This window comes from Trichocoleus desertorum ATA4-8-CV12 (assembly GCA_019358975.1).
Lineage (GTDB): Bacteria > Cyanobacteriota > Cyanobacteriia > FACHB-46 > FACHB-46 > Trichocoleus > Trichocoleus desertorum_A.
Genome location: JAHHIL010000001.1, coordinates 507,266 through 526,746, shown reverse-complemented (window position 1 = coordinate 526,746; position 19,481 = coordinate 507,266). Strand labels below are relative to the sequence as shown.

24 protein-coding genes are annotated in these 19,481 nt (G+C 49.8%); 4 read left to right on the top strand and 20 right to left on the bottom strand.

Going from position 1 to position 19,481, the window contains the following annotated elements; translation table 11 throughout:
* Positions 1 to 12: 12 nt before the first annotated feature.
* The 16 genes from rpsQ to KME12_02240 form a co-directional block, all read right to left on the bottom strand.
* On the bottom strand, positions 13 to 264 hold the full coding sequence (gene rpsQ / locus KME12_02315; protein ID MBW4486603.1) for a 30S ribosomal protein S17: 252 nt from the start codon (positions 262 to 264) through the stop codon (positions 13 to 15).
* Between the two features lie 7 nt (positions 265 to 271).
* Positions 272 to 508: a 50S ribosomal protein L29 gene (gene rpmC / locus KME12_02310; GenBank protein ID MBW4486602.1), complete on the bottom strand. Its 237-nt coding sequence runs from the start codon at positions 506 to 508 to the stop codon at positions 272 to 274.
* 3 nt (positions 509 to 511) lie between these two features.
* Complete coding sequence (rplP, locus tag KME12_02305) at positions 512 to 955, bottom strand: 50S ribosomal protein L16 (GenBank protein ID MBW4486601.1); 444 nt, start codon at positions 953 to 955, stop codon at positions 512 to 514.
* Between the two features lie 76 nt (positions 956 to 1,031).
* Entirely contained in the window at positions 1,032 to 1,763 is a 732-nt protein-coding gene (rpsC, locus tag KME12_02300; GenBank protein MBW4486600.1) for a 30S ribosomal protein S3, read from the bottom strand.
* Positions 1,764 to 1,835: 72 nt separating this feature from the next.
* A complete protein-coding gene (gene rplV, locus KME12_02295; protein ID MBW4486599.1) occupies positions 1,836 to 2,192 on the bottom strand; it encodes a 50S ribosomal protein L22 in 357 nt (118 codons plus the stop codon).
* A 97-nt stretch (positions 2,193 to 2,289) separates the two neighbouring features.
* Complete coding sequence (gene rpsS, locus KME12_02290) at positions 2,290 to 2,568, bottom strand: 30S ribosomal protein S19 (GenBank protein MBW4486598.1); 279 nt, start codon at positions 2,566 to 2,568, stop codon at positions 2,290 to 2,292.
* Positions 2,569 to 2,658: 90 nt separating this feature from the next.
* Positions 2,659 to 3,522 (bottom strand): 50S ribosomal protein L2, encoded by an 864-nt coding sequence (gene rplB, locus KME12_02285; protein ID MBW4486597.1) that lies wholly within the window; start codon positions 3,520 to 3,522, stop codon positions 2,659 to 2,661.
* 95 nt (positions 3,523 to 3,617) lie between these two features.
* A complete protein-coding gene (locus KME12_02280) occupies positions 3,618 to 3,920 on the bottom strand; it encodes a 50S ribosomal protein L23 (GenBank protein MBW4486596.1) in 303 nt (100 codons plus the stop codon).
* Positions 3,913 to 4,545 (bottom strand): 50S ribosomal protein L4, encoded by a 633-nt coding sequence (gene rplD / locus KME12_02275; protein MBW4486595.1) that lies wholly within the window; start codon positions 4,543 to 4,545, stop codon positions 3,913 to 3,915. The genes KME12_02280 and rplD overlap by 8 nt, the downstream gene beginning before the upstream one ends.
* An 83-nt stretch (positions 4,546 to 4,628) precedes the next feature.
* Positions 4,629 to 5,270: a 50S ribosomal protein L3 gene (gene rplC / locus KME12_02270; protein MBW4486594.1), complete on the bottom strand. Its 642-nt coding sequence runs from the start codon at positions 5,268 to 5,270 to the stop codon at positions 4,629 to 4,631.
* A gap of 537 nt (positions 5,271 to 5,807) precedes the next feature.
* Complete coding sequence (locus KME12_02265; protein MBW4486593.1) at positions 5,808 to 7,583, bottom strand: ABC transporter permease subunit; 1,776 nt, start codon at positions 7,581 to 7,583, stop codon at positions 5,808 to 5,810.
* Between the two features lie 10 nt (positions 7,584 to 7,593).
* Positions 7,594 to 8,355 carry a phosphonate ABC transporter ATP-binding protein gene (locus tag KME12_02260; GenBank protein MBW4486592.1) on the bottom strand — a complete coding sequence of 254 codons (762 nt, stop codon included), beginning with the start codon at positions 8,353 to 8,355 and terminating at the stop codon, positions 7,594 to 7,596.
* Positions 8,352 to 9,269, bottom strand: a complete 918-nt coding sequence (locus KME12_02255) for a putative selenate ABC transporter substrate-binding protein (protein ID MBW4486591.1) — start codon at positions 9,267 to 9,269, stop codon at positions 8,352 to 8,354. The genes KME12_02260 and KME12_02255 overlap by 4 nt, the downstream gene beginning before the upstream one ends.
* A 104-nt stretch (positions 9,270 to 9,373) precedes the next feature.
* Positions 9,374 to 10,591, bottom strand: a complete 1,218-nt coding sequence (gene coaBC / locus KME12_02250; GenBank protein MBW4486590.1) for a bifunctional phosphopantothenoylcysteine decarboxylase/phosphopantothenate--cysteine ligase CoaBC — start codon at positions 10,589 to 10,591, stop codon at positions 9,374 to 9,376.
* Between the two features lie 100 nt (positions 10,592 to 10,691).
* Positions 10,692 to 10,904 carry a DUF2555 domain-containing protein gene (locus KME12_02245; GenBank protein MBW4486589.1) on the bottom strand — a complete coding sequence of 71 codons (213 nt, stop codon included), beginning with the start codon at positions 10,902 to 10,904 and terminating at the stop codon, positions 10,692 to 10,694.
* A gap of 91 nt (positions 10,905 to 10,995) precedes the next feature.
* Positions 10,996 to 11,661, bottom strand: a complete 666-nt coding sequence (locus KME12_02240; GenBank protein ID MBW4486588.1) for an alpha/beta hydrolase — start codon at positions 11,659 to 11,661, stop codon at positions 10,996 to 10,998.
* A gap of 135 nt (positions 11,662 to 11,796) precedes the next feature.
* Between KME12_02240 and purH the strand changes: the two genes are divergently transcribed.
* Entirely contained in the window at positions 11,797 to 13,359 is a 1,563-nt protein-coding gene (gene purH / locus KME12_02235) for a bifunctional phosphoribosylaminoimidazolecarboxamide formyltransferase/IMP cyclohydrolase (GenBank protein MBW4486587.1), read from the top strand.
* Positions 13,360 to 13,474: 115 nt separating this feature from the next.
* Here purH and KME12_02230 read toward each other — a convergent pair whose 3' ends face one another.
* Positions 13,475 to 14,953 carry an ankyrin repeat domain-containing protein gene (locus KME12_02230; protein ID MBW4486586.1) on the bottom strand — a complete coding sequence of 493 codons (1,479 nt, stop codon included), beginning with the start codon at positions 14,951 to 14,953 and terminating at the stop codon, positions 13,475 to 13,477.
* 110 nt (positions 14,954 to 15,063) lie between these two features.
* Here KME12_02230 and KME12_02225 point away from each other — a divergent pair, with 110 nt between their 5' ends.
* Positions 15,064 to 15,540 (top strand): DUF4079 domain-containing protein, encoded by a 477-nt coding sequence (locus KME12_02225; protein MBW4486585.1) that lies wholly within the window; start codon positions 15,064 to 15,066, stop codon positions 15,538 to 15,540.
* A 91-nt stretch (positions 15,541 to 15,631) separates the two neighbouring features.
* On the opposite strand, the gene KME12_02220 is transcribed toward KME12_02225, so the two are convergent.
* On the bottom strand, positions 15,632 to 16,300 hold the full coding sequence (locus KME12_02220) for a DUF1997 domain-containing protein (GenBank protein MBW4486584.1): 669 nt from the start codon (positions 16,298 to 16,300) through the stop codon (positions 15,632 to 15,634).
* 616 nt (positions 16,301 to 16,916) lie between these two features.
* On the opposite strand from KME12_02220, the gene KME12_02215 reads away from it, so the two are divergent.
* Both KME12_02215 and KME12_02210 read left to right on the top strand, forming a co-directional pair.
* The gene (locus KME12_02215) at positions 16,917 to 17,576 is read left to right on the top strand and encodes an SDR family oxidoreductase (protein ID MBW4486583.1); all 660 of its coding nucleotides are present in this window, start codon (positions 16,917 to 16,919) and stop codon (positions 17,574 to 17,576) included.
* Positions 17,577 to 17,801: 225 nt separating this feature from the next.
* On the top strand, positions 17,802 to 18,404 hold the full coding sequence (locus tag KME12_02210) for a glycoside hydrolase family protein (protein ID MBW4486582.1): 603 nt from the start codon (positions 17,802 to 17,804) through the stop codon (positions 18,402 to 18,404).
* On the opposite strand, the gene KME12_02205 is transcribed toward KME12_02210, so the two are convergent.
* Together KME12_02205 and KME12_02200 are read right to left on the bottom strand one after the other, a co-directional pair.
* A complete protein-coding gene (locus KME12_02205; GenBank protein ID MBW4486581.1) occupies positions 18,372 to 18,737 on the bottom strand; it encodes a metal-sensitive transcriptional regulator in 366 nt (121 codons plus the stop codon). The two genes, KME12_02210 and KME12_02205, sit on opposite strands and share 33 nt — an antisense overlap.
* A gap of 96 nt (positions 18,738 to 18,833) precedes the next feature.
* Positions 18,834 to 19,310 (bottom strand): hypothetical protein, encoded by a 477-nt coding sequence (locus tag KME12_02200; GenBank protein MBW4486580.1) that lies wholly within the window; start codon positions 19,308 to 19,310, stop codon positions 18,834 to 18,836.
* Positions 19,311 to 19,481: the final 171 nt, after the last annotated feature.

Here is a 19,481-nt window from a genome sequence, read left to right as displayed (position 1 = left end):
GTCTCCCTGGTTCTAGACTTGTGAAGCACTATTAAGGATGTCACTGACAATCCAGCGCTTGGTGCGGCTGAGAGGTCGAGTTTCACGAATGCGGACGCGATCGCCCACATGACATTTGTTCTCTTCATCATGGGCTTTGTAACGCTTGGTGCGTACCATGATCTTGCCGTATTTGGAGTGAGGTGCTCTATTCTCTACCGCCACGACTACTGTCTTGTCCATTTTGTCGCTGACAACCAAGCCAACTCTTTCTTTAACTGCCATTGATTGCCTACTCCTGTTCTGTGGCTGACTGCGTGGTTGAGGATGCAGCTATCTGGCGCGCTCTTTCCACTGTCATAAGTTGAGCCAGCTGGTGCCGAGCATGCTTAAACTGATGTGACTTATCCAACTGTCGAGTTGCTTTTTGCATGCGCAATTCAAACAACTGACGCTTTACAGCCAGAATTCTGTCATTGAGTTCTTCATCACTGAGGTTTCTTACCTCATCAATCTTAGGAAGAGACATAGCCTAGGACTCCTGAGCGGGCGCTTCTGCTTCTGCCGCTACTTCACGAACAATTACTTTAGTCTTAATAGGTAGCTTGAAGGAAGCCAAGCGCATCGCCTCACGAGCGGTTGCTTCTGGCACCCCACCAATCTCAAATAAGATTCGACCTGGCTTCACAACAGCCACCCAAAATTCAGGGTTACCTTTACCAGAACCCATCCGGGTTTCAGCAGGACGCATCGTTACAGGCTTATCAGGGAAAATCCGAATCCAGATTTTACCGCCCCGGCGAATGTAGCGAGTCATGGCTCGACGACTAGCCTCAATTTGGCGGGAGGTAATCCAAGAGGGTTCCAACGCTTGCAACCCGAAATCACCGAAGTTGAGCGTATTCCCTTTAGTCGCCATACCGCGCATTCGACCGCGCTGTTGCTTTCTAAATTTAGTTCTTCTGGGACTTAACATGATTCGATTCCAATCTGTAGGCGATCAACTTAAAGCTGATGTTTAGCAATCCTATGTCTATGCTCAGACTTCGCAATCAACCTTCATTAGAGCGGTCTTCAAATTGCTGACGGCGGCGTTGCTGACGACGACGAGGCTGAGTGTTTCCTGCGGGAGCGGGTTCTTCTTGCCCAGGGATGATTTCACCCTTGAACACCCAAACTTTGATCCCTAACACTCCATAGATGGTTTGAGCGGTGCGATAGGAATAATCAATATCGGCACGTAGGGTATGAAGGGGAACTCTACCTTCACGAGTCCACTCAGGACGAGCAATTTCTGCTCCATTCAAGCGACCGCTCACTTGAATTCTGATCCCTTCAATCCCAGCTCGTTGCGCTCTTTGGATTGCTTGACGCACTACTCGTCGGAAAGAGACCCGACGCTCTAGCTGTTGAGCAATATATTCAGCGATCAGAGCTGCGTCGGCATCTACACGAGCAACTTCTACAACGTTGATGCGGATTTGGCGATCGCTGCTGCCCAGTGCTGCTTGTAGCCCAGCGCGCAGAGATTCGATCCCAGTACCACCACGTCCTACAACGACGCCAGGACGAGCAGTACGAATTTCTAGGTCAATTTGATCGGCTTTGCGCTCGACTCGAATTTCAGAGATGCCAGCATTGTTCAGATTTTTCTGGACAAACTGACGAATTTTGTAATCTTCCTGCAAAAGCTCTGGGTAACGGTTAGGTTCAGCGAACCAACGGGAGCGGTGTTCTTGGGTTGTACCCAAACGAAAACCAACTGGATGAATTTTCTGTCCCACGAATACGTCCTCAATAAAAGCAGTAAAGGGCTAGCTAAGTTAAGGGGATAGAGATACGAAGAAGCGTCCTATCTATGCATCCCCTTGAGGCGCAACCGCTACAGTAATGTGGCAGGTAGGTTTACGAATTTGATAGGCGCGACCCTGAGCCCGAGGTCTGAAGCGCTTTAAGGTAGAACCTTGGTCAGCAAAGGCTTGGCTAACCACCAAGGTAGCTGGGTCGAGTCCAGCATTGTGCTCAGCATTAGCAACAGCAGAGCGTAAAACTTTAAGTACAGGCTCACAAGCCCGATAGGGCATAAATTCCAGAATAATCAGCGCTTCTCGATAAGACCGACCCCGGATTTGATCTAGAACCCGCCGAACCTTGTGGGGGGACATGCGGATGTAGCGTGCGATCGCTTTTACTTCAGTTGTATCAACAGCCATAAATTTACCCTTCTATCCCTCTGGCTAGCAGCCTGCAAAATAGGTTTCCAATCTCCAACTCACAGGCTGAAGCAAACGGCTAAACCCTCACATCTTTTTACCGACGAGCCTTCTTGTCACTCTTAGAGTGACCGCGAAATGTGCGAGTCGGAGCAAACTCTCCTAGTTTGTGACCCACCATTTGCTCGGTCAAATATACAGGAACATGTTGACGACCATTGTGAACCGCCACGGTATGACCAATCATTTGCGGCAGAATGGTGGAGGCTCTAGACCAAGTTTTGATAACTTGCTTTTCGCCCCTAGCATTCAATGCTTCAATCTTGCTCATTAAGTGGTCAGCAACAAAAGGGCCTTTTTTTAAGGAACGAGACATAGCTCAGTCAACCTATCGGTGATTACAAATCGTTCTAATCAAGAGTCGATGCAGACCCAGCTTGAGAGCCTACATCAGAAGCCAAGAGATTTAGGACTCCCGACCGCCACGACCCCGCTTGGAAGACTTACGACGGCGACGGACAATCAAGGCATCGCTTAGTTTCCGCTTCTTGCGAGTCTTGTATCCCAGAGTTGGCTTACCCCAAGGAGTAACAGGCCCGCTTCTACCAATGGGAGCGCGACCTTCACCACCACCGTGAGGGTGATCCACTGGGTTCATGACGCTGCCTCGCACTTCCGGTCTACGTCCTAGGTGGCGCTTACGGCCTGCTTTACCCAAGCTGATATTTCTAGCTTCGGCATTGCCCACCTGACCAATCGTGGCGTAGCACTCTCGGCGAATCAAGCGAACTTCACCAGAAGGCAGCTTCAGGGTGACAAAAGCCCCTTCTTTAGCGACAACCTGAGCACTAGCTCCGGCAGCCCGGACAATTTGTCCGCCTTTCCCTGGTGCCAACTCAACGTTATGTACGGCAGTACCTAAGGGGATGTTGCTCAGGGGCAGCGCATTACCAACTTCAATCGGGGAATCAGGGCCAGCAACTATTACAGTGTCAACTTTAAGACCTAGGGGATGAAGAATGTAACGCTTTTCGCCATCGCGATAATGGAGAAGGGCGATGCGAGCATTGCGATTGGGATCGTATTCGATCGATACAACCCGCGCCTGAATGCTGCGCTTGTCACGACGAAAGTCAATAATACGGTAGAGGCGTTTGTGACCACCACCCCGATGGCGAGTGGTAATTACACCCCGGTTGTTCCGACCTTTAGCGCGGTGAACTGAAACTGTTAAAGATTTTTCTGGCTCGCTACGTGTAATCTCATCGAAGTCTGAGACGGTACGCTGACGAGTTCCAGGGGTATATGGCCGATAAGAACGGATGCCCATAACTCAAACTCTTGGTTGACTAGTAGACCATTCAACAATGTCGCTAGTACGGGCTATATCAAAATACGCCCCTACCGACAGTACAAGGAAGAACTCTAAACTTCAGGGAACAGAGTAATAGAATCCCCTGCTGCTAGAGTTACGATCGCCCGCTTGTACTGGGGGCGATGACCCATAAACTTGCCAACTCGACGCTGCTTTAAAGGAGGTCTTTGGGTGTTGACACCAATGACGCGGACTTCAAATAGTTCTTGGATCGCCGCTTTGATTTGTGGCTTAGTAGCTTGAGGAGCAACTTCAAAGGTGTATTTGTTGTCCTCTAGCAGTCGGGTTGCCTTCTCAGTTACCAGAGGACGGCGAATCAAGTCTGCTAGGGAGCGAGGATTAGCCTTAGTCACCGTAGACCTCCTGGATTTTCGTAAGAGCAGATGCTGTGGTCACAATCTGGTCCGCAGCAAGGATGTCGAAGACATTCAAGTTGGATGCAGAGATGAGTCTCAGGTTAGGGATGTTGCGAGCTGAGAGATAAATAGTTTCGGCACGCTCAGGCAAGATCAGCAGAACTTTAGCGGCTGGATCAACTCCCCAACGAGCGATCGCGGATACCAATTCCTTAGTTTTTGGCCGAGGCAGTTGATCAGCAAAATCTTGCACAATCACCAAATCTTCGAACCGACTTTGTAGAGCAGTTCTCAAAGCCAAACGACGCTCTTTCCGATTCATCTTGATCGAGTAATCTCTTGGCTTCGGACCAAAGATTACACCGCCACCCCGCCATAGGGGGGAACGGTTCGAACCAGCACGAGCACGACCTGTACCTTTTTGGCGCCAGGGCTTACGACCCCCTCCACTCACCTCTGCACGGGTTTTGGTACTCGCAGTTCCTTGACGAGCATTCGCCAGTTGACGAACCAAGGCTCGGTGAACTACGTGAGAGGCTGTCCCTTCTTTTGCAACGCGGAGCTCTAGGGGAGCCTCTCCGACTTCCTTTCCTTCCCAGTCTCGAACTACACAGTTAACCATATCTCTCTTTAATCCCTGTCCTGTAGCCTCTTGTCTGCGATGGCCTGCGAGCAAAGTCAGCCAGCATAACGCCTACAGAGCTTTTACTTTGAACGACCTACTTGCTTAGCAGGAACGATGCTCAGCAACGCACCCGGCTTACCAGGAACCGCCCCTTGGATCAGCAGTAGATTGCGCTCAGCATCTACGCGAACCACTGTCAATTTACGAATCGTGACTTGCGAGCCACCCAAACGCCCAGCCATCCGCTTTCCTGGATAAACGCGTCCTGGCGTAGTACCAGCTCCGGTAGAACCCGGTGCGCGGTGGTTTTTAGAACCGTGGGCCATAGGACCACGAGCAAAGTTGTGACGCTTTTGATAGCCAGCGAAGCCACGGCCAATGCTGGTGCCAATCACATCAACAATTTGACCAGCCGAGAAAATATCAGCATTGATTTGCTGACCCAGCTCAAATTCACTGGTGCTGTCTAACCGATACTCCTGTAGATGGCGTAGCGGCGCAGCATTTGATTTAGCCAAGTGGCCTAGTTCAGGTCTATTTAGCGCTTTTTGGCTCACTTCGCCAAAGCCGACCTGAATAGCAGAGTAGCCATCGGTTGAGGCTGTTTTAATCTGCGTAATAGAGCATGGACCCGCTTGAACGACAGTCACAGGAATTGCTTTACCTGTTTCGTCGAAAATTTGAGTCATGCCAAGTTTGGTGCCGAGAATACCCACAGACACAGCAACTGGTCTCCCTTTTGTACACACTACAAAGGAGCTGAATCAAAAATGATTCATAACTCCGATGAACCTTAGTCAGAGACCAGCCAAGAGTTGAACCTGAATGAACAGAATCTTTCTCTTGGAAGTCCTGCAATACTTGAGGCTAGCTTTGTTCAATGCCAAACCGATGATGGTTCGACGCTGCCTACTTTCGCCGGGACTTAAGCAAAATAGCTCAGTATCCATAGGGCACAAATCAAGCTATTGCCCGAAGCTCATGTTAACACGCTTTGCTTCAGCCAATGTCAGCTTAACCTCAACTCTCGATTAACCGACCCAGAAACCACGTTTCTTCGCTTGAGTTATCAACTCTAAGGCAAAGACAGCAAAGCTTTCGCTTTATCTAGAATTCTGGGGAGAATTTGTTAGCCCGGTTTTTTGGCGACAATAAAACATCTTAGACAATTTGTTTGGACTTGTCTAGTCAATTTCTAAAATTAATTAATCTAAGATTCAATTTACTATTCTTTAGCCCCAACCAACCTGTCACAGAGCCTAACGCAGAGCTTTGCGGAGGGTGGCGCTAATTAAATCAACCAGGAAGGTTAGGCCAATAAAGCAACTCAACGTAACTAGTAATCCTGGATAATCGAAGCTGCTGAGTTGTTCTGTTAGTAATCGACCGAGGCCGCCTGCGCCCACCAAGCCCACAATCACAGTTTCTCGGATACAGACTTCCCAGCGATACAGGATATAAGCGACAAAGCGAGGCAGGGTGGGCGGCAAAACCCCATATAAAAAGATTGGAGTGGCTGCGGCACCTTGAGCTTTGAGCGCTTTTAAGGGACGCTCATCCAAATTTTCTGTCACCTCAGCCATCAATCGGCCCAAGATACCCAGATTGTGTAGGCCGAGAGCGATCGCACCTGGAAGAATGCCAGGAAACAAGATAAACAGCCACATCAAAGCCCAAATGGGAGCTGGAATGGCTCGACTAACGAGCAAGCAGAAGCGAGTGAGTAATAAACCAGCGGTACTCCAGAATTTGGCGGCTTGACTGGTTTTGCTGGGATTGAGCAAGCCACCGGGCAAAAAGAAGTTATGAGCGGCTGGGAAGGAAAGTAAGATACCACCAACTCCAGCGATCGCCATTGCCAAGATCGACATGGCTAAAGTTTGCGTTGCTAGTTCCCAGAGCTGAGTGACAGAAATGCCAGTTAAGTGAGGTGGCCAAGCAGTCCGAGACACGTCACTCAGAAGTTGCAGAGTCCGAGGTTGCCACAGCTTACTCACATCGGCTTGGACATACCAAAACGAAAACGGTAGCAACAGCGCTACGCCCAACCAAGAACCGACTACTACTGGAGCATGCTGGTGGAGAGAAGGGCGTTGAGCCAAATTAAGAGTATTGAGATCAAGCCGATTCGCTAAACCTAAGCGGTGGCGCAGGAGAGCACTCCAAAAGTCAATCGAGCCATTGAGCAGAAACAGAGCGAAGAATAATGTCCACAATTGCTCGTAGCGCAGCGATTGCAGACTCAGTAGGATTTGGTAGCCTAGACCGCCAGCGCCAATAATTCCTAGCACAGCCGCAGAACGAATCGAGCATTCAAAGCGGTAAAACGTATAGGAGAGTAGATTGGGAAACGCTTGAGGAATCAAGCCATAAGTCAATGCTGACAGCGGTGCAACTCCACTGTTCAGAAGCGCTAACAGGGGTTGACGCGGCGTTTCATCCAGAATTTCGGAGAAGACTTTGGCGGTAATTGCCCCAAAGGGAATGGCGATCGCGAGAACGGCTGTGAGCGGGTCTAAACCGAAAATGTTGACGAAAAACAGTCCCCAAATAATTTCATGAATCGCCCGTGGCACTGATAAAGCGGCTCTAATACTGAGCCAAGGCCAGCGATCGCCCTGGGGGAATGATACTCGGTGCAATTTTTTGCGCCAGAACTGGAATTGAACTGTCTGACGCTTAGAGGGAAAAACGGATTGCCACCAAACCTCAGAAGCCAGGACACCTCCTATTACACCAACCACCACACTGAGGCTTGTCCCACAAACTGCATAAGCCAGGGTTGTCAGTGTCGAGCGCCAGGTGAGCCAAAGAAATTCTGGACTGAGATCCGGGTGTAGGCTGGCTGCGAGAAAACGCTTTACCAAAGCCCAACCATCTGGATTAAACAGACTGCGACTAAAAATGCCAGTTTGCTGCACAGACCAAGCGATCGCGGCAAGACAGATCACCCCCCACAGTGTTTGTTGATTTAGAAGCGAGGGGCGAGGAGGTAAGTTTGTAGAGGCTTTAGAGGAGCGATCGCGACTAGGCAGCACAGCAAGCTTAATTTAATGGCTCAATTCGGTATAACGCCGCAATCATGGCAGGGGAGATAGTGGTTGCAGGGGCATCAAAAATCATGCGGCCTTGTCTCAAGCCAATGATGCGATCGCAGTGGCTCTGAGCCAGCTCAATCGAGTGCAAGCTCATCACTAGGGTTTTGCCTGTGCTTTGGCTGAGATGGCGCAACAAATCCATGATTTCTCGACTGCGCTCTGGGTCGAGGCTAGCGATCGGCTCATCCGCCAAAATCACCGCTGGATCTTGCACCAAGACACGGGCTAAAGCGACACGTTGTTGTTGCCCGCCAGAAAGTTGGTCGGTGCGATCGTAAAGCTTTTCGGGAATGCCAACTTGAGTTAAAGCTTTCGCAGCACCTTTCACTTCCAGAGGCCAGAGGAGAGAAATTGCTGCCTTCAACCAAGACCAGTGGCCTAAATGTCCTGCGTTGACGTTATGTACCACTCGCAGATTATCAACCAGATGAAACTGTTGATAGACAGTGCCAATCTGTTGCTGCACTCGGCGCAAAGTACGAGGGGGAAGTGTAGCTAAATTGCGACCAATCGCCCAAACTTCCCCTTGGCTAGGAAACAGGGTGCCATTGAGCAAGCTGATTAAGGTACTTTTGCCCGCCCCACTAGGGCCAACCAGAGCCACCCGCTCTCCCGTTTGAATTTGCAAGTTGATGTCAGCCAAGGCAGGAAACGCACCAAACCATTGGCTAACTTGTTTCAACTCCAAAATCGGGACAGCCACACTCATCTAATCTTGCCAATCTCACGACCCACGGCTTCAATTTTGGCGTAGTTACCGTTTTGAGTGGCAATAAACTTCTGCGCCCCGAACAAATCCAAAATTTCCTTTTGCTCTGGCACCTTGGAATCTAGCTTCAACAAAGCTGCTTGCACCTTCTGCGGAAAGTCCTCGCCATAACGCTGCTTGACCTGGGGATTCACCACCCAGTGATAGTCGTAGTAAGTAGGGGTTTGCCACAACACCACAACCTTATCTAGATTGACTTCTCCCGCCTTAACGCGATCGCGCCAGACTTGCTCATTCAACACGCCAGCGTCGTAAGTTCCCGCCTCTACCAATTTGATCGTGGCATCGTGAGAGCTAGAAAACCCTGGTTGGCCTTGGAAGTCATTTAGAGTGATGCCAGCTTGCTGGAGGAAATATTGCGGCATCAATCGCCCCGACGTGGAAGATTCACTACCAAAGGTGAACGTGTGCCCCTTCAACGCTGTTAAGCCCTTTTCGTCTTGAATGGGAGTTAGACCGCTGGATTTATTGGCAATAAAGATGCTGTGAAACTTTTCGTCAATGTCGCGTTGGGCGATCGCTTCCGCCCCTGGCACTTGTAAGCGAGCTTGGACCCCTGTCAGCCCCCCAAACCAAACCAGGTCTAAATCACCCACCTTAAAAGCGGTTACGGCTGCGGTGTAATCGGTCACAGGCTTGTATTGGACGGGGACACTTAGCTCTTTAGTTAAGTAATCTGCTAGCTTGCCATACAGCCGTTGTAACTTCTCTGGATCTTGATCTGGGATGGCCCCTGCTATTAACGGCTGCACCTTACTAGTCGCATTCGGTGTGGATGTTGTCGAGTTGGTCTGGGGTGAGCAAGCCACTAGGGGCAGTAACAAAAGGCATAAACCAACCAAACCAGTTTTCATACGAGCTTCCATCTTTTCTAAATCACACCAGACCAGAGAAGATAATAATCTGAATCCACAACCAAGCTGACTGTTGCGGATGTAGTTTTTAGTGGAGAGTAGTTTTAGGCAGACGGCATTGTTTGTACGAAGTCGAATAGACGGTGAGCCATTTCCAACTTGCTGCACTGGGGAACGGGAACTCGACGACCGTTGACATCCAGCAACACTGCTTGATTGGTATCTGTGCCAAAACCGCTATCCGGTTGATCAACCGGGTTGGCCGCGATCGCATCTAGTTTCTTGCGCCGCAATTTATCTAAAGCAGGGGTGATAATATCTCCGGTTTGGGCTGCAAAACCGATCAGACGCTGGTGCGGTTGTTTGAGGGTGCCAATTTCAGCGGCAATGTCCGGAACTGAAGCTAACAGTAGAGTAGACGGGAGCGATCGCTTTGGCAGTTTTTCCGCGTGATATTCAGCAGGTTTGACATCGGCTACTGCGGCTGACATCACAATCCAATCTGCATCTGGTAGGCATTCCAGCAAAGCTTGGCGCATTTCCTCAGCACTAACAACTGGGAACGATCGCACTCCCGCAAAACCTCCCCCAACCCCAAGCAAAGGGGCATGCACCAGTGTAACCTGAGCACCTCGATGGAGTGCCGCCTGGGCTAAAGCCAAGCCCATTTTGCCAGTGGAAGGATTGCCAATAAAACGAACGGGATCAAGATGCTCACGAGTACCACCCGCGCTAATTAATATCTGCTTACCAGCTAAATCTCGTTGGCCTTGCGTATGCAACAAGGAGAGCAAGTGCGGCAAAATTTCCCCTGGTTCTGCCATGCGGCCTGCCCCAACGCGATCGCAAGCTAACAGCCCTGCTCCTGGCCCAACTGTGTGATAGCGGGAGTCAGCTTGAACTTGCTGCCAATTTCGCTGAACTGCCTGCTGTTCCCACATATCTGTGTTCATCGCTGGAGCTAGCAGGACTGGGCAGGTAGAAGCCAGAACCGTATTGGTGAGTAGATTGTCTGCTAACCCATAAACCAACTTAGCTAAAGTGTTGGCGGTGAGGGGAGCCAATAGCAGCACTTCAGCCCATTCCCCCAACTCAATATGAAGGGGGCGACCGTGGACTGGTTGCCAAAAATCTTGATCATTATAGGCAGGATGACGAGATAACGTGGCAAATGTCAGGGGACTAACGAATGCCTGCGCCGACTGCGTCACAATTACCCTGACTTCTGCACCTGCTTTAGCGAGGCTAGAAACCACCTCACAAATTTTGTAAGCAGCAATGCCCCCACTAATACCGATTAAAACTCGTTTACCTTGAAGCATGAAGCGATTGACTTGAGCGGACCTCTCCCCCATCCCCTCTCTTAGCAGGAGAGGGGTGCCATAGGCGGGGTGAGGTTTGGATTTGAGTTAAATCACAATTCTAGGCTTCGTCGTAAGCTTCTAGGTCTAGTAGGTGCATGTAAGGTTCAACTAATTCAGGACGTTGAAAAGCGATCGCCCGGAGGAGATGCCAATCATTCAACCCATCGAACGGGTTAGTGTAGTTGTCCTGCTCTAGACGTGTTGCCAAATCTGCAACATCAGACTCAGTCAACGCTTCAATTTGTTGGCTCGAAATACTCAATGTGGTCATAGCTCGCCCCTCCCATCAGCAGCACCAACATGTAGTCGATTGGCTTGATCCAACTACCCCTCTATACTACTGAGTTCAAGTAGTTTCCCTGTCAAACTTTATAAGAAGTTTTTGCCTGATTTTGTGACAGGACTTGAAGCACAAATGTCCGCATGAGCTGCAACACTTCTGGTCGAATATCATGCCCCATCTGGAATTCTTGGTATTGCACTGAGACTCCCAGCGCCAATAGCCGATCTCTGGCATCTCGTGCAGCACTGAGAGGGACTACGGTATCTTCTAAACCATGTGCCATAAACACAGGTGGAAAGGGATCATTTTTGGGTTGGGCCGATTGATGCCAATAACCACTCAGAGAAACCAAACCTGCCAGCGGCAAGTTAAGCCCCACATCCAACGTCATCGCCCCACCTTGAGAGAAACCACCGAGAACAGTTCGTGATAGGGGGACTCCTGTCTTCGCTTCTAGAGACTGGAGCCAATCGGTGAGCAGTTTGCGGCTTTCTTCCAGACCAGTCCCTGCCCCAACTGGAAAGGTTGGCGTTTGACCAAAGCTATACCACATACGCCCAGAAGATGGGTTATAGGGATGAAGCAACGGCCCATCCGGACAGAGAAATTGATAATTGGGCAAGTTCAGCAGAGGCAGTAAAGATGCTACATCTTGAGCATTTGCCCCCCAGCCGTGTAACACCACAACTAGTCCTTCGGGAGCTTGACCTGTTGTGGGTGGAATCGAGATGGCCTGTAGACTCAAAGCGGCTCCTTCTAAGATTGCGATAAATTGCGATCGCTGCCTTGACCATCATAATTACGCATCGGTGCAAATTCCCTTTATCCTGAGTAAGGCAAGTTTTCTGACTATTTGTGCACTAGGGGAGATTTCGGCGTCATGGCGCGTCTAGCACTGCTGAGTACATCGGATAAAACAGGTCTGATTGACCTAGCTCGCAGCTTAGTAGAAGAATTTGGGTTTGACCTAATCAGCAGTGGGGGTACCGCTCAAGCACTGAAAGACGCTGGGCTACCTGTCACTAAAGTGTCAGATTACACCGGGTTTCCGGAGATTTTGGGTGGGCGGGTAAAAACACTGCAACCTAGAATTCATGGGGGCATTTTGGCACGGCGAGATGTGCCCCAAGATTTAGCTGACTTGGAGGCGCACCAGATTCGCCCCATTGATCTGGTGGTGGTGAATCTCTATGCGTTCGAGCAAACGATCGCGAAACCAGGGGTGACTTTAGCCGAAGCGATCGAGCAGATTGATATTGGCGGGCCTGCCATGTTGCGAGCCTCCGCTAAGAACCACGCGCACCTGACCGTACTCTGCGCTCCTGCTCAATACAATACTTATCTACAAGAGCTACGCCAAAACAACGGCGAAGCGTCTCTCGAATTCCGTCGGGCTTGCGCTTTGCAGACCTTCCGACATACCGCCGCTTATGACCAAGCGATCGCTACTTATTTGAGTCAATCGGGTTCGGTTCAGGGTGAGTCAGCGGATCTGCCCCAGCAATTCTCCCTCTCTGGCCAGCAGTTGCAGCCGCTACGTTATGGAGAAAACCCCCACCAACCCGCAGCTTGGTACCAAACTGGAGCCACTGCAACCGGATGGGCCGCAGCAACTAAACTCCAAGGCAAAGAGCTGAGCTACAACAACTTAGTTGATCTAGAAGCGGCGCGGCGGATTATTGCCGAATTTGCCGACGCTCAAAGTCCTGCTGCTGCCACCATTATTAAGCACAACAATCCTTGTGGGACTGCGTTGGGTAACAGCCTGGTGGAAGCCTATCAAAAAGCCTTCAATGCTGATTCCACTTCTGCGTTTGGTGGCATTGTGGCCCTGAACCGACCCATTGATGCGGCGACTGCTACCGAGCTAACCAAAACTTTCTTGGAATGCGTAGTTGCGCCAGGTTGCGATGTGGAAGCTCAGGAAATTCTGGGCGCTAAATCGAAAGTTCGGGTTCTAACCCTGCCTGATTTGCGGAGCGGTGCCAAAGATAACGTCAAAGCGATCGCTGGAGGCTTCTTAGTCCAAGCGTCAGATGATGCGGTGGAAGATCCTGCTCAGTGGCAAGTGGTGACAGAACGCAAACCCACCGATGAACAGTTAGAAGAACTCCTATTTGCTTGGAAAGTCTGTAAGCACGTCAAATCCAACGCCATTGTGGTGACACGCGATCGCGCCACATTAGGAGTTGGGGCAGGCCAAATGAACCGAGTGGGTTCCGTCAAGATTGCCCTAGAGCAAGCAGGCGAAAAAGTTCAAGGAGCGACCCTAGCCAGTGATGGCTTCTTCCCCTTCGATGACTCCGTGCGAACCGCTGCCGCTGCTGGCATTGTGGCGATCGCTCAACCAGGCGGCAGTATGCGGGATCAGGATTCTATTCAAGCAGCTAACGAACTAGGCATCATCATGGTACTAACAGGCGTGCGCCACTTCCTCCACTAAGCACCAACTTCTAGCACTTACCTCTACTTCCCCTCCCCTGGCCTCGTGCATATCCGCACATCCTTTGAATCTGGCTCCCCTTCCCTGGCAGGGAAGGGGTTGGGGGTTAGGTTTCTCATTCTTTTGCCCCTGCTTGCTTCAGAAGCTGCACCACCTGATCAAACCCATTAAATTCAGCAATCATCAGCGCTGTGTAGCCACCTCGATTCCTGAGGTTAACCTCTGTTCCAGCCTTAAGTAATGTCTGCACTGCTTCAACTCGCCCTCGATGAGCTGCCCACATTAAAGCAGTGGCTCCTACCTGATCCTGAAGATTGGCATCAGCTCCCGCTTGCAAAAGTTCCTGCATAATGTCTACATAATCGCGATCGCAAGCCTTCATCAATGGGGTTTTGCCATCATCACCTTGGGTATTGGCATCAGCACCATGAGCCAGCAAGACTTGCACAACAAGCGTATGGCCTCGCATAGTAGCAATGCTCAAAGCCGTTTCCCCGAAGTTTCTTGCTGCCGCATCCGCTCCATGACGCAGTAGAACGATCGCAATCTCGCGGTAACCGTGAATCGCCGCCACCATCAACGGCGTATCGCCTAAACGATTACGGGTTTGGCAGTCTGCACCCCGAGTTAGCAGCAACTTCACCATGTCGGTATGCCCCTCAACCACTGCTAGATTCAAAGCTGTCTCGGACTCTTGATCTTTGGCGTTGATGTCAGCTCCAAAGTTGAGTAAAGCCGTGGCGATCGCGGTTTCTCCACCAGCAGCTACAGCCATTAAAGCGGTACTACCATCGCGATTCTTAGCATTCACCTCTGTACCCTGAGCTAGCAGGGCTTGAACCACTGGCAAATGTCCTTGATCAGCCGCCAAGGTCAGAGCTGTTTCTCCCTCTCGATCTTGAGCATTGACATTGGCACCTTGGGCTAGCAGCACTTGCACCACATCTACAAAACCTAATTCCGCTGCTTGCATCAGGGCAGTTCTACCGTCTTGAGTTTGGCCGTCTATCGCCGCTCCCTGCTCCACCAAAACTCTCACAATCTCTCCCTGGGCTTCACTGGCAGCCAAAGTCAGAGCGGTCTCACCGTAACTCGTTTGGTTGGTACCAGCGCCAGCAGCTAACAACGCTCGGACAACTGCCGTGTGTCCCTGGACAACTGCTAAATTGAGTGCAGTGTCCTCATCTTGATCCTGGACATCAACCTCGGCTCCCGCTTCCAGCAGAAGTTGCACAACATTGATATGCCCCTTCAGCGCTGCTGCCATTAGTGCTGTACTGCCATCATCATTACGGGCATTCACATTCGCACCATAAGCCAACAACGCTTGCACCACGTCTCTTTGATTGTTTGCCGCTGCCAACATCAAAGCCGTAATTCCAAAGACTTTCCGTGCAGCACTGGCGTTGGCTCCTGCTTCTAGTAAGAGCTTCACAATTTCTGTGTAGCCACTTTGAGCCGCAAACATTAAAGCTGTCGTGCCATCTTTATCTTTGGCATCAGCAGTCACGCCATCCACTAGCAAAGCTTGGACTTGATGGACATCCCCCCGTCTAACCGCCTGAAGAAATGCAAGATTGTTAGCAGCGGTCATTTTTTGGCATTACCCCGTTCAAAACGTAAATTTTCTATCAGTAGAGAGTTGACTATTATGCTAACTTTTATGAAGTCCCTAGCCAATCCTTAGATTCCCCTGAGCACACTATGAGCTTTGAGATTCCTGCATCGACAAAATTCTGGCTCAACTTTCTACATCCCGTCATGATGTGGGTTCTGTTAGCGATCGCCTTTTACGCAACCTATTTAGGCTTCCAGTGGCGGCGGGCGCGTAAAGCCGAAGGGGACGAGAAAAAAGAATTACTCAAAGGTCGGTTCAACACTCGTCACCACCAGTTCGGTGCGCTGTTGCTGGCTGTTATGGTGGTTGGAATGCTCGGCGGTATGGGTGTCACCTATATTAACAATGGCAAACTATTCGTCGGACCTCACCTTCTAGCAGGTTTAGGTATGACAGGAATGATTGCGGTCTCTGCGGCTCTCACCCCGCTGATGCAGAAAGGCAATGATCTTGCTCGTTATACTCATATTGCTATTAACATCGTGCTCCTAGGACTGTTCAGCTGGCAAGCAATTACTGGCATGCAAATTGTTCAACGCATCTTGAACCCTGCTGAAACTTAGTCAAAGACTTAGTCAAACCTGATCTCAAAAAATAACCAAAAAGAAGGGGCGCAAGTTGCACCCCTTTTTCATGCCTGTTTGCCCAATTAACTTAAACCGATTTCCGCTTGAAGTGTTTTGGAAACGGAACGCCAATCTCATTATGAAAATCTTCTTGCACTTTATAAGTAAGGCGACGAGAAATTTGCTTGACCACTTGATAAAGCAAGCGATCGCCTGTGCTCTGAATAATATGTTGCGGTAGCGTTTGAACAAACTTAGGAAACTGTAGCGATACTACTAGATCGAGTTGCCACTCTACTCGCGTCATGACTGGGGGTAGATTAGAGAGCAGCGATCGTTTGATTTTCATTGTCTCAACGACTTGATCGGTTGGCACTTCTACCAACTCCAACTCAGCTTGGAAATCTACGTCGTAGCCCTGGGGTACATAGTCAGGGACAGGAATGGTTTTGATGCGGTAAACCCCTTGGTCTTGAGGTAGCAAATCTAGACCCACTCTTGGCTCTACTTGATAGCCAAACGAGCCATAGGGTCCCAAGATTAAGGCGTAGCCGTTTTCACCTAAAGCTTCAACTTTAATCGGATGAGCACAGCGGCGAAACCAACCGTGATGAGTATCTAGATAGTTAGCAACGGTGGCTTGGTCAGCCAACATTTCCATGCAGTCGATAAACCGACTCTGAAATTGAGTCGTTTCCGTCTGGCCCTGAGCGGTATCTTCTGAATTCAAATAAGTCGGCTCTATAAACCCTGTCATTGGATGCAAAATAGCCTCAGCGGGATCAGCAGGTGGATGTTCAACAAAATTTGACTGCATAGCAAGCGTTCCTGCACTAGTTGCCCATCGCTCAACTCTAAGACTCGCAAAAAGTTATTGGTCTTTCCCATTCTATGGAGAACTCGTAAAAACCAACCTTACTTTATCGAAGATTGAATCTTGGCGTGGGAGGTAGATGTGTGAGTTTCAGCATGATTGTCCCCTCAGCATAACGCCCACTATTCTGGCTCAACATGCCTAATGCTACGGATTAAAATTTGGACTTGTGCGCTGAATCACTCCTAAATTTAGGTATTTTCCAGTTTAGTTGCTTTACTTCTAGTTAACGAAGCCGCCGATCACATCTGGGATGAGATCAAGATCAACCTGGGCCAAAAATCTACCTTGAGCTATCTGGCTACTCCACAGCTTGCATTGAATAGAAAACCCTTAATTATACACCGGGGATCAATTCATTCCACAGAAGGGTAAGGAACTACAGAAGTTCCACTATAATCGTGTAGGTTTGTCATCAGTCTGTCTCAAGCGATCGCGCCTTTATAGACAGCCTGACGCTGAAAAGTCTACGTAACTAACAAGGAAAGTAGAAACAGCAATGAAAGCGTTTGTAGCTGGAGCCACAGGCAAAACAGGTCGCAGGATTGTAGAAGAACTACTCAAGCGCAACATTCCCGTCCGGGCATTAGTTCGCGATGTTGCCGCAGCTCGTGACAGTTTTTCATCTGAAGTCGAGTTAGTGGTGGGGGACGTATTGAAGCCTGATACCTTATCCACTGCTTTAGGAGACAGCACGGTGATCTTATGTGCCACAGGTGCCAGACCCAGCTTCGACTTGACAGGCCCCTATAAAGTGGACTACGAAGGTACTCGCAATTTAGTAGAAGCTGCTAAAGCCCAGAGAATCGAGCACTTTGTCTTTGTCTCCTCTCTGGGTGTCTCGAAATTCTTCCACCCTCTAAATTTGTTTGGTCTGATTTTGGTTTGGAAGCAAAAGGCAGAGCAGTATTTGCAACAAAGTGGTCTCACTTACACAATTGTGCGACCAGGGGGGCTAACGGAAGCAGAAGATTCTAATGCCGTGGTGATGAAGCCAGCAGACACTTTGTTTGATGGCAGCATTCCCCGCCGTCAGGTTGCTCAGGTTTGTGTTGAAGCGTTGTTTCAACCCAGCGCTCGCAACCAGATTGTGGAAGTGATTGCTGAGGCAGCCGCACCAGCAAAAGCGGTTGAGGAACTGTTTACCAGTGTGGCCTAATTGAACGAAAGCAATACTATCCGGCGATCGCCACGTCGCACTCGTCGCCTAGCTTCAGTAGTTGTTCAGCAGAGAAAACGCCAAAACCGGAGAGTTAAGGCTATACAAAGGTTTCTAGCTACCTGTCTGGCTCTGGTGGGGCTGCTATTGGCTCTCTCGCATTGGCCCACGCGATCGCCACTGCCACAACAGCCCCAAGTTCTGAGCAACTTGCCACCTTTAGCCATGCAGGGGGGAGATCCTTACATTCGAGCTTTGATGCGAACCATCTCTGCTAGCGAGTCGAATGATGACTCTCCTTATTCGTTGCTTTATGGCGGTCGGCACATTTCCGACCTGAGTAAGCATCCAGACCTCTGTATTAAAATCGTCAACGGCCCTAACAAAGGTAACTGCACGACAGCAGCAGGTCGCTATCAGTTCCTGACTACCACTTGGGCCGAAAAGTCTCACCTGTATCATCCCCAACCAACACGATTTCTGCTTTGGGAGGCTTATAGCTTTGAGCCGCAGTATCAGGATGAGGTTGTTTATGGTTGGCTGTATGACGCTCAAGCTTGGGGGGTAGATATCCCAACCTTGTTACGAGCAGGTGAGTTGAATCAGGTGCTGCAACTTTTATCGGGCACTTGGACGAGTCTCGGTCATGGCATCGAAGACAATGTCATGACAGAAGTCTTGCCAGAGATTTATCAAGAAATGCTCCAAGAAGAACTACAAGCCATCAGCCTCTCGCGTTATAGCCAAGCTAGGCCCGTACTGCATTGGTCTGTTTGGAACTCGATCAGTCAGTCCCTAGGGCAAGAAGCGATCCAGAGCAGCTTTTAGTTCTTCAATTTCAACTTCAATGTTGCCTTCTAAGGCAGCACGAGCCACACATTGTGTCAAATGCTCATCTAAAATCATCCGGGCCACTCGATCCACAGCTCCTCGAACTGCGGCCAGCTGTACCAATACATCTGGGCATGGGCGGCTTTCTTGAACCATGACTTTAACACCACGTACATGGCCTTCAATACGGGAGAGGCGATTGACGATGCGACGCAACGACTCTTCACTATGTACATGGGGATGATCTGCTAAGCCGTTTGCATCATGGGAGTGATCGCCATGAGCTACATCCTTAAAGATCAGGTTGTTTGTCCCTGGTGAGGACAGCATTTCATTAGGATGGGGCTCAGATTTAGTCATTGTGCTCAACAAGGACAGCAGAGGTATGTTTCATTCTAGCTTAGGGTGGATCTTCTAAGGGTCTGGTTAGGGGTTCGCTTCTACACTTGGATTGTTGACAGAGGATGGTTTGTAACCTGACAGAGCCGCCAATTCTAAAAGCGATCGCGTCCCTGGATAAAAATAACCTTCAATCTCCCAAGTGGGATACCCTTCAATTTGTTTGGCTTGGCACAAATCTGGCTGCGGTTTTTCTCCCTTCGGGTCGCATTCTACATAAGGCACCGCAGTCACCGCAGACTCAAACAAGGCTTTTTGATCAGCACAATGAGGGCACCAGTAAGCACCATACATCTTGGCTCCTGTCTGTTGCAGGTGTTGAGCTAAGCTTTGCTCGAAGGCGATCGTTTCAGGCAAGGCGAGAGGATTAGCCGCCGTTAAATCGTCACATCCTCCTAAAAAAATGGCCAAGCTGAGGGCGATCGCGACACTCCACACTTTTGCTTGTTTGAGTAATGCTACTGAGTTCCAACCATGCTGAGCGTTTTTTTGGCTGAACCACATCTCCTTACTTCTCCTCTGGTACATCAAACAAAGCTTGCCATCAAACCAAGCCTAGGAAGCATCTTACTACCCGCGATCGCCCCTTGACATGCCTGCCAAAAGAACAATTGGCGCTTAAGACAAATGCCACAAAATCCCTTTTCCAAAGATGGAATAAAAGGCTTTTGTGGC